This is a genomic window from Streptomyces sp. NPDC127068 (assembly GCF_042724695.1).
Classification (GTDB): Bacteria; Actinomycetota; Actinomycetes; order Streptomycetales; family Streptomycetaceae; genus Streptomyces.
The window spans coordinates 19,392-33,187 of record NZ_JBHXEN010000006.1 but is presented as its reverse complement, the minus strand read 5'-3'; the positions used below and the strand labels follow the sequence as shown (position 1 = coordinate 33,187).

The following is a 13,796-nucleotide window of genomic DNA, read 5'->3' as shown; positions in this document are numbered from 1 at the left end:
CGCCGATCCGGCGGGCCCCTCGTCGTGCGGGTACAGCGGTGTCGCGGACCGATACGTGCACGGGACCGATACGTGCAGCGGGGCGGTACTTCCATGTTCAGAATGAGACATCGATGTCTCATGTGGGTTATGGTTGTCTCATGGCCGTAGATCGAGAAGCAGTACTGCGCAGTGCCGCCGCGCTGCTCACCCGGAAAGCCACCGCCACCATGGACGAGGTGGCGAAGGCCGCCGGGATCAGCCGGGCGACCCTGCACCGACACTTCGCGGGTCGCGACGCCCTGATCCGGGCCCTGGAGGACCTCGGTCTGCGCGAGTGCGAAGCCGCCCTCGACGAGGCCAGGCTCCACGAGGGCACCGCCGAAGCGGCCTTCCGGCGGTTGGTCACCGCATCCGAACCCTCGGCGGGCCTGATCGCCTTCCTGGTCACCGAGAACCAGCTGTTCGAGGGCGAGGGCATGAACGAGGGCTGGGACCGCCTCGACCGCCGGATCGAGGAACTGTTCCGCCGGGGCCAGGAGGACGGCGAGTTCCGGATCGACCTGAGCGCCGCCTGGCTCACCGACGCGTTCTACGGCCTCGTCAGCGCCGCCGCCTGGGCGATCGCCAGCGGACGGGCCGCCGCCAACGACTACCACCCCATGCTCGTCGAGATGATGCTCGGCGGCGTACGACGGAGAGTGACCCCATGATCAGCGAGAACCGGCCCGCCACCGGGTCGGAGGAAGTCGAGCGTCGGCCCGGGCGGTGGATCGCCCTCGCCGTTCTGGTCCTCGCCGTGCTGCTCGTCGCGGTCGACGCGACGGTGCTGGGCCTGGCGACGCCCTACATCAGTGAGGACCTGGCCCCCACGGGCACCCAGCTGCTGTGGATCGGTGACGTCTACTCGTTCGTCATCGCCGGTCTCCTGGTCTCGATGGGTAGCCTCGGCGACCGCATCGGCCGCAAGAAGCTGTTGCTCATCGGCGCCAGCGCCTTCGGCATGGTGTCCGTGCTCAATGCGTACGCCACCTCCCCTGAGCTGTTGATCCTCGCCCGGGCGCTGCTCGGCGTCGCCGGCGCCACGCTGATGCCGTCCACCCTGGCCCTGATCCGCAACCTCTTCCACGACCCGCGCGAGCGCAGCCTCGCCATCGGCATCTGGGGCGCCACCGCCTCGGCCGGCGCCGCCCTCGGCCCGGTCGTCGGTGGATTCCTGCTCGAACACTTCTGGTGGGGCTCGGTCTTCCTGATCAACCTGCCGGTGATGGCGGTCCTGGTCCTGGTCGGCAGCAAGCTGCTGCCCGAGTCCCGCAACCCCGAGCCGGGCCCGTGGGACATGACCAGCGTGGTCCTGTCCCTGGTCGGCATGATCGGTGTCGTCTACGCGATCAAGGAGGCCGCCGCCCACGGGCCGTCGGCCGGCGCGGCCGGTGCCGCGGTGCTCGGGGCCCTGGCCCTGTTCCTCTTCGTCCGGCGCCAGTTGTCGCTGCCGTCACCGCTGCTGGACATGCGGCTCTTCCAACACCGGGGCTTCTCCGGGGCGGTCCTCGCGGACCTGCTGACCATCCTCGGCATGGCCGGCACGGTCTTCTTCCTGTCGCAGTTCCTGCAACTGGTCCAGGGACGGGGCCCACTGGAGGCCGGACTCGCCGAACTGCCCGCCGCGATCGGTGCGGTGGTCGCCGGCCTGATCGCCGGGACCATGGCGCGCCGCTACTCGGTGCGCGCCGTGGTGAGCGGGGGGCTCGCCGCGATCGGACTGGCGCTCGCCGCGCTGACGGCCCTCGGCCAGTCCACCGGCTACCCGGTGCTCGGTGTGGTGCTCCTGGTCGTCGGCGCGGGCGCGGGCTTCGCGTTCAGCGTCACCGCGGACGTCATCCTCTCCAGCGTCCCCAAGGAACGCGCGGGCTCCGCCTCGGCGGTCTCCGAAACCGCCTACGAACTGGGCGCCGCCCTCGGCATCGCCCTGCTCGGCTCGATCCTGACCGGTGTCTACCGGGGCTTCCCGATCCCCGCCGACACCCCGCCCGAGGTCGCCGCCGCGGCCCAGGAGTCCCTGGGCGGTGCCGTCGACGTGGCGCGGGCCCTGCCGCCGTCACAGGCCGACGCCCTGGTGTCGGCGGCGCAGTCGGCCTTCGTGGACGGCATGCAACTCGCCGCCGGCATCGGAGCCGTGGTGCTCCTCGTCACTGCGGTGGCCGCCTGGTTCATGCTCCGGGGCCAGCAACTGGAGGGCGCCGCCCCCGCCGACGAACCGGTGAAGGCGCCGGCGCACTCCTGACCGGCACGCAACCGCCCCATCACCCCGACGGGTGACACCGGGCCGGCCCCCACACGGGAGCCGGCCCGGTGTCCGGTCTCGGGAGCCGAAACGCCCGGAGTCGAAACGCCCGAGTCGTATCCCCCAAGCCGAATCGCCCGGGGGCGCACGGCACTGACGACGCCCGGCCCGTGACCCGCCACGCGCCGGACGCAGGCCGTGGTGGGCTCCGGCGGTCGGCCGCCGCGGACCCGGCGCCCCTTGAGAATCGCGGGCCCAGGGGGCATGTTGGAACGGGGCGACGCCGGGGGAGGGGACACCGTGACGCGGAAGCGGGGGAAGTTGCGGAAGCCGGGCGTGGCGCATCCCGTGTGCGGCATGATGAGGCGCCCGCACCGACGGCGTCCGCTCCCGACCGGCCGCGGATCGGCACCGCCCGACCCGCCCGGCGCGTTCCCGTTCCGGTCCCGTCCCACGGGTTCCACGGGTACGGGCTGATCCGGTACGACCGCATCGTGCACGAGGAACGGGGGAACCACTCGTGAGGAAGCGCCTCTTACGCCGCGTGGAACCGCGCGCCCTGCCCGGAGTCCTCCTGGCCGCGTCCGGTGCCGTGGCCGTCGGGGTCGCCACCGGGCACCTCACCGGGTCCCGTGCGCTCACCGACGCGACCTGGTACCCGCTGCTCGCCGGACTCCTCCTCGCCCTCGGCCTCTACGGCAGCACCCACGAGATCGACCTCCGGGAGGTCCGCCGCGACCTGCGGGCCCTCGTCCTCACCGTGACCCTGGGCGTCCTGCTCAAGTCGGCCCTCATCGCGGCCGTCATGGTCGCCGCCTTCCAGGAACCGGAGTACCTGGTCCTCGGCATCGCCGTCGCCCAGATCGACCCGCTGTCGGTGGCCGCGATGAGCCGCAGCAGTCGCATGTCGCCGCGGGCCAAGAACCTGCTCTCCGTCTGGGCGTCCTTCGACGACCCGGTGACCGTCCTGCTCACCCTCTACTTCTCCGTCCTCGCCTTCCGCCTCGCCGGCCGCTCGGGCTCCCCGGGCACCGGGCCCGTCGGGGACGGGGCGGGCGCCTACGCGGCCGGCCTCGGCGGGAACCTGTTGCTGCTCGCCGCCGCCGTGGGCCTGTGGTACCTCCCCGGACTGCTGTGGCGCCGCGCCCTGGAGCGCGCACGCGCCCGGTCCGGACGGCCCCCCGCCCCGGAGGGAGGGGCGACCCCGGTACCGTTCCCGGGACCCTCCGGTCTGCGGGACCTGCTCTGCCTGCTCCTGGTCACCGCGGTGCTGGTGGTGGCCGCCCAGACCATGCTCATGCTCGCCGTCGCGGTGCTCGGCCTCGTCGTCCGCACCGGCCGCCACACGGCCCTGATCAACCACGCGGTCTCGGTCGCGTTCGTCCTCGCCGCGCTGGTCCTCGGACTGCTCCTCGCCCATGGCGTCTCCCCGTGGCGCGGCCTGGCCCTCGGTCTCGCGGCGTTCGCGGCGCAGGCCCTGATCGGGCTGCTCGTCGCGCCGTTGCTCTTCCGGGGGCTGAACCGGTCCGACCGGGTCCACCTCGGGCTCGGCCAGCAGAACGGCATCACCGCGATCATCCTCGCCCTCGCCCTGGAACCCGACTTCCCGGGCACGGTGGCCATCGTCGGGCCGGCCATCCTCACCATCAACACCCTGCACTACGCGTCCAACCGCGGCTGGCACGCCCACCGGGACCGCGTCGACCGACGCGCCCCCGAGGGTCCCCCGCCCGAGCACCAGCGCACCCTACGGCCGGGTACCGACGACGAACCGCTGGAACACCCGGCCGGCCCGCCCCCGTCCGACCCCGCCGACCCCCACCGCACGCGCGCGGTCCACCGGTCGGCCACCGACGAGCACGGCACGGACCGGACGGCGACCCCCGCGCCCCCGGACCCGCCCGCCCCCACCCTGCCGGCCACCGACACCGCGCGGCCCTGACCGGACGGGAACCCATGACGAACCCGGGCGCAGCACGCCGTCCCGCCGCGTTCCGCGCCGCCGTCGCCACCCTGCTCCTGGCCGGCGCCGCCCTCGCCCTGACACCCCCGCAGACCGCCCGCGCCGACAGCCGCGAGGACGACCTGCACCGCGTCTACTGCCTGGCCGACGACCGCCGGTCGGACGTCGCCGAAGCCGCCGTGCGGCTGGGCGTCGCCACCGCCGTGCCCGGGGCGGCCGAAGAGCTGCGCACCGGTCCGGGCGCCGACGGCGAAGTCACCGTCGCCCAGTGGGCGGACCGGCAGCCGGACGACTTCCGACGGGTGTGCCGGACGGTCATGGCGGCCCGCGGGGACGCACCCGACAAGGGCGGCGGCGACAGCCCCGGGGCGCTGGGCACCGGACTGCTGCTCGCCGCCGTCGCCGCCGCGTTCACCCTGCTGGGCAGCGCGGTCGAACGGGGCGCCACCTACCGTCGACAGCGCGACGAGGCCCTGGCCGCCGCGGTGCACGCCTACTCCTACGCCGCCGAGTCCTACCTCGCCGGCTGGCAGACCGGGGCGGCCACCCCGCACGAGGAAGTGGCCCGCTGCCGAGCGGAACTCGCCACCGCACTACGCGGACTGCGGGACACCGGGAGCCGCCGCCGACACGCGCAGCGCCTCGCCGTGGAACTCCCGCTGTCCGACGCACCGGCCACCTCGGTGCGCGCCGGCGCCGGGGGCTTCCACCCGCTCGGCGCCCAGGAGTTGCGTGCCGAGGCCACCCGGCAACGCGGACTGCTCGCCGACGCGGTGGCCGGTGTCGAGGGGGTGAACGCCTCGTTCGCCGTGTGGCACCTGCGCCGCACCGGCCGGGGCGCGCTGCGCCTGTGGTCGGCCGGGACGCGTGCGCTACGACGGCGCTGGGGACGATCCGAAGGAGGGGGTGACGGCCGATGAGCCCGTACGAGGAGCCGGAACGCCGGCGTCCGCCGCAGGACGGGGAGTCGTTCAACCCCTTCGGGGTACCCGTGACCTACGAGCGCCCCGGGCGCCGCGACCTGGTCCGCTGGGAGGCCGACGCCCCGCTCACACCCTGGTGGATCCGGGGCCACGCGGACCTGTGGGTGCCGGTCGACCACACGGAGGCACTGTTCAAGCACTTCGTGGAACGGGGACCGGACCCGGTGGTGCTGGCCGACGCCGGCAACCACGGGCACGTCGTGGTCGCCAGCGGTGCCGCGGGCACCGGAAAGACCTCGCTGATCAACCGGTGCGTGGACGACCTGGCCAGGCGGCTCGCCCCGACCACGGCCGGGCTGCCCCCCGACGGTCCGTCCGACACGGGGCAGCACGACGCCGGGCCGTCACAGGGCGCCTCGGGGCTCTGGCTACCGCGTGACGGCTATCCGGGCGTGGAGATAATCGCCGTGGGCGGATTCCGCAACGCCGACAACGGATTCAGCAGGCGGAACGGCCGCCGAAGCGGTGTCGACGAACTCAACCGGAAGATCGCCGACCGTGTATTGGAAAGGCTCAGGGCCGACGAGGAATTCTGGCAGGGTTTCGACGAGCGTCGTACGCAGGCCGATGATCTGTCATACCTCTATGAGGACATCAGCCGCCGACTCAACTTCGTCCGCCGCATTCTTCTGATCATCGTGCCCGATATGAGATGGCTGGATTCCGGATTGACGACGCAGTTCGTCAGCAGTTTCCACAGCTGGGCCCAACCGTCCATTGTCTTCTTCCTGGAGACCTCGCACACCACGCTCCGGGAAGAGCTGAAGGAAGAGTTCGAGGGTGTGCACCAACCCCACCTCACCCTCCTGGAGTTGGGGTCAGTGAACGCCGAGGACTGGGATGTGTTCATTACACGCCGTACAGTGGTGGATGGACTTCCGGGGGACAGCATTACCTTTGCGGAGGAAGTCATTCAGAACCGCCCAGGGCGGCATCTGTACAGAAATGTCAGACAACTACAGGGATTCCTGTACGACATGTCGGACGAGGCTATTCGGAATCGGGAAGCGGCGGTGAGGATGAATCGACTGCTCCGCTTCGCCGAACGCCGGGACTCGGACGATCTGCCGGACCTGGAGTTCTGAAGCCGACCGCACGGCCCCCCGGGAGGACCACCGAGATGAGCCAGACCGACACCTTCCTGCGCAACGACAACCCCTTTCCCTTCAGCCCGGTCGTGCAGTTGGGCGGGTTCGCCGACGCGGTGCGCATGGGCGCCCGACCGCCCAAGCGGTACCCGACGATCGTCACGGACGAGCTGACCCGGCTGCGCCGCCAGGTCGCGGACTACCTCGAACGCCCCGGACCCGGTGGTGACCTCGGACGGGCGGTCGCCCTGGTCGGGGACTTCGGGGTCGGCAAGAGCCACATGGCGCGCGAGGTGACCGCGGCGATCCGGGCCGACGCCTCGGTCCCGCTGTGGGTGATCAACCAGCCGACCCTCGACCTCGGGGTGGTCTACCGCAACCGCATGCTGAGCCTGCGCGACGACACCGAGGCCCGCATCGCGTTCGAACGGGTGGTGTCCGCGTACTACGCCAACGTGGTGGTGGAACTCCTGCGCAGCTCGGACGCGGCCGAACTCCACATCGGGCCCCAGCACCAGGCCGTGATCGCCGGACTGAGCGACGGCACCTTCGACCCGCGCAAGGTCATCCAGGCGTTCGGGATCGACAAGGAACTGATGCACCGGCACCTGCGCGAACACCTGCGGGTCGCCGTCGACCACCGCAAGTTCGCCGTGGGGCTCTCCCTGCTCCTGGAGGGGGACTTCAAACGGGAGGTGTGGGACTGGCTGACCGCGGAGGAGCCCAGCCAGGCCCTGCGCGACCGGGGCATCGGGGGCGCCATCGACAGCACCGAGGCGGTGTTCGACGCGCTCTGCGTGTTCAGCTTCCTCCACGGCCGCGTAGGGCAGCGGTACGTCCTCGTCATCGATGCGCTGGAAACCGTGCTGAGCTGGCCCCAGCGCGACCGCAGCGAGTTCATGAACGGTTTCGAGAAACTCGTCAACACCTATGTCAACCAGGACGGGCTGCTGGTCATGTGCATCCAGCCCGAGCCCTGGAGCCGGATGCCCCAGGGGCTGCACGAGCGGGTGCTCCAGATCTGGCCCACCGGACTCGACGAGACCGAGACGGCCCGGCTGATCAGCGGCTACCTACGGGTCAGCGGTGTGCACGACGGGCCGACCGCCACCGACCGCCCGGGCGAGGACCCGCAGTCGGGCCTCGCCCGCGCCCCCGAGGGCACAGCAGACGCAGCAGTTGCGGCAGACGCAGCGGGCACCCTGCCCACTGAACCCGCCGACTACCAGACCGTGGTGCCGCCCACCGACGACGACACCGGAGACGTCGTCACGGCGCCCTTCGCTCCCGACGCCGTCGCGGAGGTCGCCGAGCTGTCGAACGGCGTGCCCCGGGAGATCCTCAAGATCTGCCGCCAGGCGTGGCAACTCGCCCGGGACGCCCTGGCCAGCCGGATCGCCGCCACCGCCACCCCACCGGACAGCGCGACCGGCCCACCAGGCGCCGCCGAAGCCCCCACCGACGCGGCGGACGCAGCCGTCGACACCGACACGACCGACAGCGAGACCCTCGTGGACGTGCCCCGGGTCCACGAGGCCGTCCGCCACCTGTACGAACAGCGGGCCGGGGTCGACGTCCTGCGCACCGTCGAACGCTCCCTCGCCCAGGGCCAGTGGCGGCGCGAGGCCCAGCCCCCGGAGCTGGGCGACCCCCCGCTTCCGAGCACCCGGGAGATCGCCTACTGGGTACGGGTGGGCGCCGGTGCCGTCCTCGGCGTGCTGCCCTCCCGCTCCGTACTGGAGCCGCACGACGTCGAACGGATCGGCCGCGTGACCCGGGCCGCGCACGGCGCCTTCCCCCGCGGGGAGTGCGAGATCCTCGTCGTCGCCAACGGCTACGTCTCCCGGAGGATGCGCGACCGCATCGCGGAGACCACCCGCACCGCGCCCGTGGTCGTCACCGACAGCGGGTTCGGCGAACAACTCGACCACGCCGTAGAGGTGTTGGCCCGGCGGCTGGAGTCCGCCCAACGCGAGAGCACCCTCGACCAGGTGCGGGCCCGCCTCGGTCGGGTCACCGCCCAGCAGACCGGCACCCTGGAGCGCATCGAACAACTCGACTCCCGCCTCGAACGGTTGGCCCTCACCCCGGACCGCCGCCCCGCCGCGGACCCGCTCCGCGACGAACTCCCGCAACCCGTGCGGCGACTGTTCGCCGAGGCCGCCGAAGCCCTCGACCTGCTCATGGGGGAGCCCACGGACCTGCGCCGCTCGCTCGGCGTGGACGCCGCCGGCATGGCCCCGCCGGACGGGCGCCCGCAACGCGTCACCTTCTCCGCCCCGCAGTTCCAGGCGATCGGCGTCACCACCCTCGTACGGATGCTGCTCCGGGCCTTCCGCGACGGCGTCGGCGACTGGCTCACCACCGTCGCCGGCGGGGACGGCGAACCCACCGACGACGAGCGCAACAGCCTCTTCGTACTGTGCCGCAGCTTCGAGATCACCGTGGAGGTGCTGCCCGAGATCAGGCCGGAGACCCTGCCGCCCGGCCCCGCCGACCCCGACCGCGGCACCCGGGAACTGCGCAGCAGTCAGGTCGCCGAGGTCCTGAGCAGCCTGGCCGAACGGGTGCAGTCGGCCGTGCTCGGGCTCGTCACCAACGGACGGAACGGGGGCGCGGCACCTTCCGCGGCAGCTCACTGAGCACCTCGCGCAGCCGCCGCTCGGCGTTGCCCACCTCGTGCTGGTCGAGGGTGACCCCGCACAGGAAGTCACCGCTGCGCCCGCCGGGCAGCCAGTGGAAGTAGACCGCCCCCTCCTCCACGTCCAGCACCAACCGGTTCATCGGCTCCCGGCTGACCAGCTGGAGCATGTCCCGCAGCCGGGCGATGTCGTCGCGCAACTGGTCGGCCACGTCCCGGTACTTGCGGCGCCGCGCCGACGGTTTGATGTTCAGGAACCGCTTGCCTATCCGGGTGTCGTCGAACGCGTCGCCCACGCACGCCAGGTGCCAGTTCTCGTAGTACGCCAGGTACTGGAGGTCCACCGGGTTCAGATGGCGCTGCCACAGCCCGCGCAGCCGCGCCACCAATGGCTCGTCCACCCGGCTGCCGGCGGTGAAGTGCAACTCCTGGGAACCGTCCGGGGAGTGGTAAGGCTGCTCGGGCACCCCGCCGGGGTTCTCCGCCGACCGGTTCAGCACATGGACCCGGATGTCGGTCACCAGTTCGTTGAGGGTGCGGTCCATGGCGTCCACCCCGTCCCCGCGCAGGGTGATGCCCACGATGTGCTGCTGCTCCTTGACCCGGCCGCAGTACAGCCCGCCCGTCGGGGTGGCCACCACCGTCCGCATCAGCGCACCGGTGAGCAGCGGCCCGAGCGCCTTGTCGAAGGTCTCCATGCTCAGCACCAGTTGGTGTCCGGGGCGGCTCTCCACATCGATCGGTAGGTCCAGCTCCCGGCCGCCGGGCAGCGGCGGGGCGTCGGCGGGACGGATGACGAAGTCGACGACGCCGTTGTTGAAGTAGCTGAGCGACCGCAGGGCGGCGCACCCCGCCACCGCACTCGTGCAGCGGTCGCTGATCTCCTCGAACGGCGCCCGGCGCCAGTGCTCCGCGTACAGCGGGACGAGTTCGGCGCTCTGCCGTTCGTCCGGTCGGTGGTCCCCACTCACGTGCCGTCACTCCCTCGTGCCGTCGGGTTCCCGTCCGCCGCCCCGCTCGCGCGTCGGACGCCCCCCTGCCCCGTCGTGTCGCGTTCCCGCGCCGATCCCCACCCGGATTCCGGGCCGCCCGCGTCAGACACCGGGCAGCTCCAGATCGACGTCCCCGCGCCGCACCCCGGGCGCGGGCCGGCCCGTGTCCAGGTGGGCGCGGGTGTCCACCAGGTTGGCGGCGATCAGCGCACGGGAGGGGTGCTGGGTCATGCGCAGTTCCTCGAAGCCGTCCAGGGCCTGTTCCTCCAGCCACTCCGCGTCGTCGTAGGCGCCGTCCGCGACGAGCGTCCCGGCGAGCCCGGAAGCGGCGGCCAGGGTCCACGGATGGGTGGCGCCGAGCCGGGCCTCCAGCCGTCGGTACGCATGGCCGCCCCACTCCAGTGCGGCGGCCACCCGCCCCGCCGCGCGCTCGTGCACGGCGTGCCGGATGCGTGCCAGATGGGTGTACGGGTGGTCCGTGCCCATGCTGCTGTCCAGGGCCTTCAGGCACAGCGCGGACTGCTCCAGCGCCGCCTCGTGACGACCGAGGGCGTGCAGGTCGCTGGCGAAGCTGAACCGGGTGCGCACGGTGACGGGGCTCGACGCCCCGAACAGCCGCAGGCACTCCCGCAGGACCCGGCCGTCGCGTTCCCAGGCACCCGTCGGATTGCCGAGCCGCCGTTCGCACACCGCCAGTCCGGTCTCCACCCGCGCCATCTCCGAGTAGGGGATGCCCGTCCCGGCCTCCCCGCTCTTGCGGCTCACGAACTGCTTGAGCAGGTCGTACGACTCCCGGTCCTGCCCGAGTGCCCGTTGGGCGGCGGCCAGGGGCACGAGGACCGTCCAGGCGGCGGGGTCGTCGGGCCCGCCGATGGCCCGCCGCCGGTTCAACTGGCCCTGGAGCCGGTCGAGGGCGGAGGCCACGTTGCCCATCAGCGCCTCGCACAGCGCGAGGTTGTGTTCGGCCTGTGCGGTGGTCCGGTGGTCCGGGCCGAGGAGTTCCCGCATCCGCTGGTAGACGTGGTTGCCCTGGGTGAGGGCGTCCGCGAAGTGCCCGTCGGCGCGGAGCAGTGCCCCGTACGCGTCCGCGGAGAGCAGGGTCCGCGGGTGGTTCACGCCGAACGCGGAGCGGTAGCCGCGCAGGGCGATCCGTGCGTGTCGGGACGCCTCCGCGTACTCCCCGAGGACGCGCAGCGCCGAGGCCATCACCGTGTGCAGCCGGAGGTACTCCGCGGACGGCTCGTCCTCCTGCCAGTGCTTGTGGGCCCGGCCGCCCAGTTCCAGGACCTCCCGCAGCCGCAGCTCGTCACGGGTCCTCGCGAGGTTCCCCAGGTGCTCGTTGAGCCGCCTGCGGACCTCGGGGCGCGGGTCCTCCCAGATCCGCAGCGCGGTGAGCTGGCGGGCCTGCTGGTCGCTGAACTCGGCGAGGGCCCGTCCCCGGGGCTCCGCCTGGGTGAATCCGGCGACCACGGCCCGCAGTTCGTGTTCGCGCTGCTGGCGCTCGGCGGCGCTCATCCGCTCCAACACCGCGTCGCGCAGCACCTGGTGCTGCCGGACCGGACGCTCCTGCCGGGCGAAGTCGACCTCGATCAGGCCGTAGCGGGCCATCGCCCACAGGGCCACGTCGACCATCAGCTCGTCGCTGATCGCGGTGTCCGGCGTGTCGCCGTTCACCTCGGCGGTGCGCCGGGCGAGCGCGGTCTGCATCTGCGGGGACCGCAGCAGTTGCAGGCTGGCGCCCGGGCCGGTGAGCAGGGCGCAGCACTCCAGCAACCAGCGGGTGACGGTGCTGTCGCCGCGTTCGTGCCCCCACGCCTCGGAGCCGGGGGACTGGCGCAGCGCGCGCAGCGCCACCTCCAGCACCACCCGGGACGGGGAGACCTCCTTGTGCAGCGCCAGCAGTTCCTGTTGTTGGGACACGAACGCGTCCGCGAACTCGGCGACGGCCTTGTCGACGGCGTCCTTGCGCGGCCGGTTCAAGGAGGTCAGCAGGGCCGTGCGCACCTCCACCCAGGCCGCGGCCAGCTTGACCCGCAGCGGAACGTGGGCGACGGTCCGGCTGAGCCGTTCGGCGTGCTCCGTGGTCAGGCCCCGCACCCGGGTGGTCAACAGGGCCCGGCTCTCCACCTCCGAGAAGGCGGGCACGTCCAGTTGGTGCGGAACGGACAGCCCGACCGAGCGGCGGGCGGTGAGCAGCACGTGGCCGCCGTCGCCGCCGCGCGGAACCAGATGGGTGTCGAACAGGATCTCCGGGTCCCGCACGTCGTCGTAGATCAGCAGCCAGGGACCCACGGCGGCGGAGCGCAGGTGTTCGATCACCCGGCGGGGCACGTCCCCGACGGTGGGCACCCCGAGGCGTTCGGCGAGCCGGGTGAGGCTGCGCCGGGCCGCCCCCGCGCTGTCCGCGCGCACCCACCACACCACCTCGTGGTCGCCGGGGAAGCGGTGGCAGTACTCCAGGGCGAGTTGGCTCTTGCCGATGCCGGGCGACCCGCTCAGCACGCCGTGGCCCTGGGCCCGTTCGGCGGCGGCCAGCATCGACCTGATCCCCTCGAAGACCTCGTCCCGACCGACGAAGTCCGGGTTGCGCGGGTGCAGGTTGTTGCACGGCGGCAGCTTCGGGAACCGGCTGAGCGCCACCGGGAGTTCGCCCGCCGGCGGCAGTCGTAGTCCGCGCCGCAGCCGTAGCAGGGCCTCCGGTTCGGTCAGTCGGCGCAGCACGATCTGTTCGTGGTGGGACAGCCCGCGCGGCAGGGGCTCCTCGTCGACGAGCACCATGCGGACGTCGGGGTGGGACAGGGTGGCGAGCAGGTCCGTCTGTTCCGGGGCCACCCCGAGCGGCGACAGCGCCACCAGCATCCCGCCGGGGAGCGGCGGTTCGCCCTTGTAGAGCCCGTAGCCGGAGCGGCGCACCCGCACGCCCCGGGCCTGGAGCTGGGTCTCGATCCACTCCGCCCAGGCCAGGTGCCGGGGCGTGTGCAGCAGGGTGACCCGGCGCAGCTCCACGGGGCGGGACCGGGAGAGTTCGTCGGCGAGCCGGAGGAAGCCGGGACGCAGCCCTTCGCCGCCCGCCACCGTGTCGTCGCCACTCGGCGCGGGCCGTTCCTCGTAGACGGCGAGGGTGTCGGACTGGGTGTAGAGCGGGTCGTAGGGGAACTCGACGTAGTGGGCGCCGGCTCCGTCGCTGAATCCCTCGAAGGAGTCCCGGATGAGGGCGCGGGCGATGCGGAGCTGGTCGTTGGTCCTGCTGTCCGCCTTGAGCCCGACGGCCAGCACCCCCAGCCGTCCGGCGGCCCGTTTGCGCAGTGCGCGGGCGAGGGTCGCCGCGCTCTCGATGAGCCAGGAGTTGAGGGTGAAGCAGACGGCGAGGACGTGCGGCAGGGGCGCGAGGACGGCCCGGTCGTCGGCGGACCGCGGGACGGGCGCGTCGATGAGCACGTCGTCGTACTCCGCGAAGGAGGCGCGGCCCGCGGCCGTGCCGCCCTGTCGCACCGGGAGGTCGGCGAGGTCGGCCGGGCGCCGCGCGCTGAGCAGGTCCAGCCGGACCGGCCGTCCCTGCGGGGCGAGGAACCACACGGTGGGCCGGGGCAGGTCGGTGCCGGGCACGCGGTCCTCGGCCGGTGGCGTCTCGCGTCGGTGCCCGGGCAGCGCACCGAGGTAGCGGGCGGCACCGATCCCGGCGGCGCCGTGATCGACGACGAGGACCCGGCGGCCGGCCTCCGCGAGGATCAGCGCGGTGTTGAGGACCGTCGTGGTCTGCCCGATGTTCTCGGCCGGGGAACAGAACAGGGTGACGCGCGGGCGGATGTCGGTGTCGGCCTCAACTGCCATGGGGGTCGCTCCACTTCTGGGCTGCCGAACCCGGG

The 13,796-nt window shown here is 72.7% G+C and carries 8 protein-coding genes; 6 read left to right on the top strand and 2 right to left on the bottom strand.

Translation table 11 applies throughout. The features are described from left to right. Positions 1 to 140: 140 nt before the first annotated feature. From ACFWIA_RS05100 to ACFWIA_RS05075, 6 genes are all read left to right on the top strand, one after another. The gene (locus tag ACFWIA_RS05100) at positions 141 to 692 is read left to right on the top strand and encodes a TetR/AcrR family transcriptional regulator (protein ID WP_387000533.1); all 552 of its coding nucleotides are present in this window, start codon (positions 141 to 143) and stop codon (positions 690 to 692) included. Further along, on the top strand, positions 689 to 2,263 hold the full coding sequence (locus ACFWIA_RS05095; RefSeq protein WP_387000531.1) for an MFS transporter: 1,575 nt from the start codon (positions 689 to 691) through the stop codon (positions 2,261 to 2,263). Before ACFWIA_RS05100 ends, ACFWIA_RS05095 begins: the two co-directional genes overlap by 4 nt. Positions 2,264 to 2,783: 520 nt before the next feature. After that, on the top strand, positions 2,784 to 4,205 hold the full coding sequence (locus ACFWIA_RS05090) for a hypothetical protein (RefSeq protein WP_387000529.1): 1,422 nt from the start codon (positions 2,784 to 2,786) through the stop codon (positions 4,203 to 4,205). Positions 4,206 to 4,219: 14 nt separating this feature from the next. Continuing rightward, complete coding sequence (locus ACFWIA_RS05085) at positions 4,220 to 5,146, top strand: hypothetical protein (protein WP_387000527.1); 927 nt, start codon at positions 4,220 to 4,222, stop codon at positions 5,144 to 5,146. Next, on the top strand, positions 5,143 to 6,294 hold the full coding sequence (locus tag ACFWIA_RS05080) for a hypothetical protein (protein WP_387000525.1): 1,152 nt from the start codon (positions 5,143 to 5,145) through the stop codon (positions 6,292 to 6,294). The genes ACFWIA_RS05085 and ACFWIA_RS05080 overlap by 4 nt, the downstream gene beginning before the upstream one ends. 35 nt (positions 6,295 to 6,329) lie before the next feature. Next, a complete protein-coding gene (locus ACFWIA_RS05075; protein WP_387000523.1) occupies positions 6,330 to 8,939 on the top strand; it encodes a hypothetical protein in 2,610 nt (869 codons plus the stop codon). Here the strand turns inward: ACFWIA_RS05075 and ACFWIA_RS05070 are convergent. Together ACFWIA_RS05070 and fxsT are read right to left on the bottom strand one after the other, a co-directional pair. Further along, positions 8,890 to 9,909 carry a hypothetical protein gene (locus ACFWIA_RS05070; RefSeq protein ID WP_387000522.1) on the bottom strand — a complete coding sequence of 340 codons (1,020 nt, stop codon included), beginning with the start codon at positions 9,907 to 9,909 and terminating at the stop codon, positions 8,890 to 8,892. The genes ACFWIA_RS05075 and ACFWIA_RS05070 overlap by 50 nt on opposite strands. A gap of 123 nt (positions 9,910 to 10,032) precedes the next feature. Beyond that, entirely contained in the window at positions 10,033 to 13,761 is a 3,729-nt protein-coding gene (fxsT, locus tag ACFWIA_RS05065) for an FxSxx-COOH system tetratricopeptide repeat protein (RefSeq protein ID WP_387000520.1), read from the bottom strand. Between the last annotated feature and the right edge of the window lie 35 nt (positions 13,762 to 13,796).

Excerpts from the sequence above, each read along its gene's own strand:
- ACFWIA_RS05085 (WP_387000527.1), top strand. The coding sequence starts at position 4,220 with ATGACGAACCCGGGCGCAGCACGCCGTCCCGCCGCGTTCCGCGCCGCC.
- ACFWIA_RS05075 (WP_387000523.1), top strand. The coding sequence starts at position 6,330 with ATGAGCCAGACCGACACCTTCCTGCGCAACGACAACCCCTTTCCCTTC.
- fxsT (WP_387000520.1), bottom strand. The coding sequence starts at position 13,761 with ATGGCAGTTGAGGCCGACACCGACATCCGCCCGCGCGTCACCCTGTTC.
- ACFWIA_RS05100 (WP_387000533.1), top strand. The coding sequence starts at position 141 with ATGGCCGTAGATCGAGAAGCAGTACTGCGCAGTGCCGCCGCGCTGCTC.
- ACFWIA_RS05080 (WP_387000525.1), top strand. The coding sequence starts at position 5,143 with ATGAGCCCGTACGAGGAGCCGGAACGCCGGCGTCCGCCGCAGGACGGG.
- ACFWIA_RS05095 (WP_387000531.1), top strand. The coding sequence starts at position 689 with ATGATCAGCGAGAACCGGCCCGCCACCGGGTCGGAGGAAGTCGAGCGT.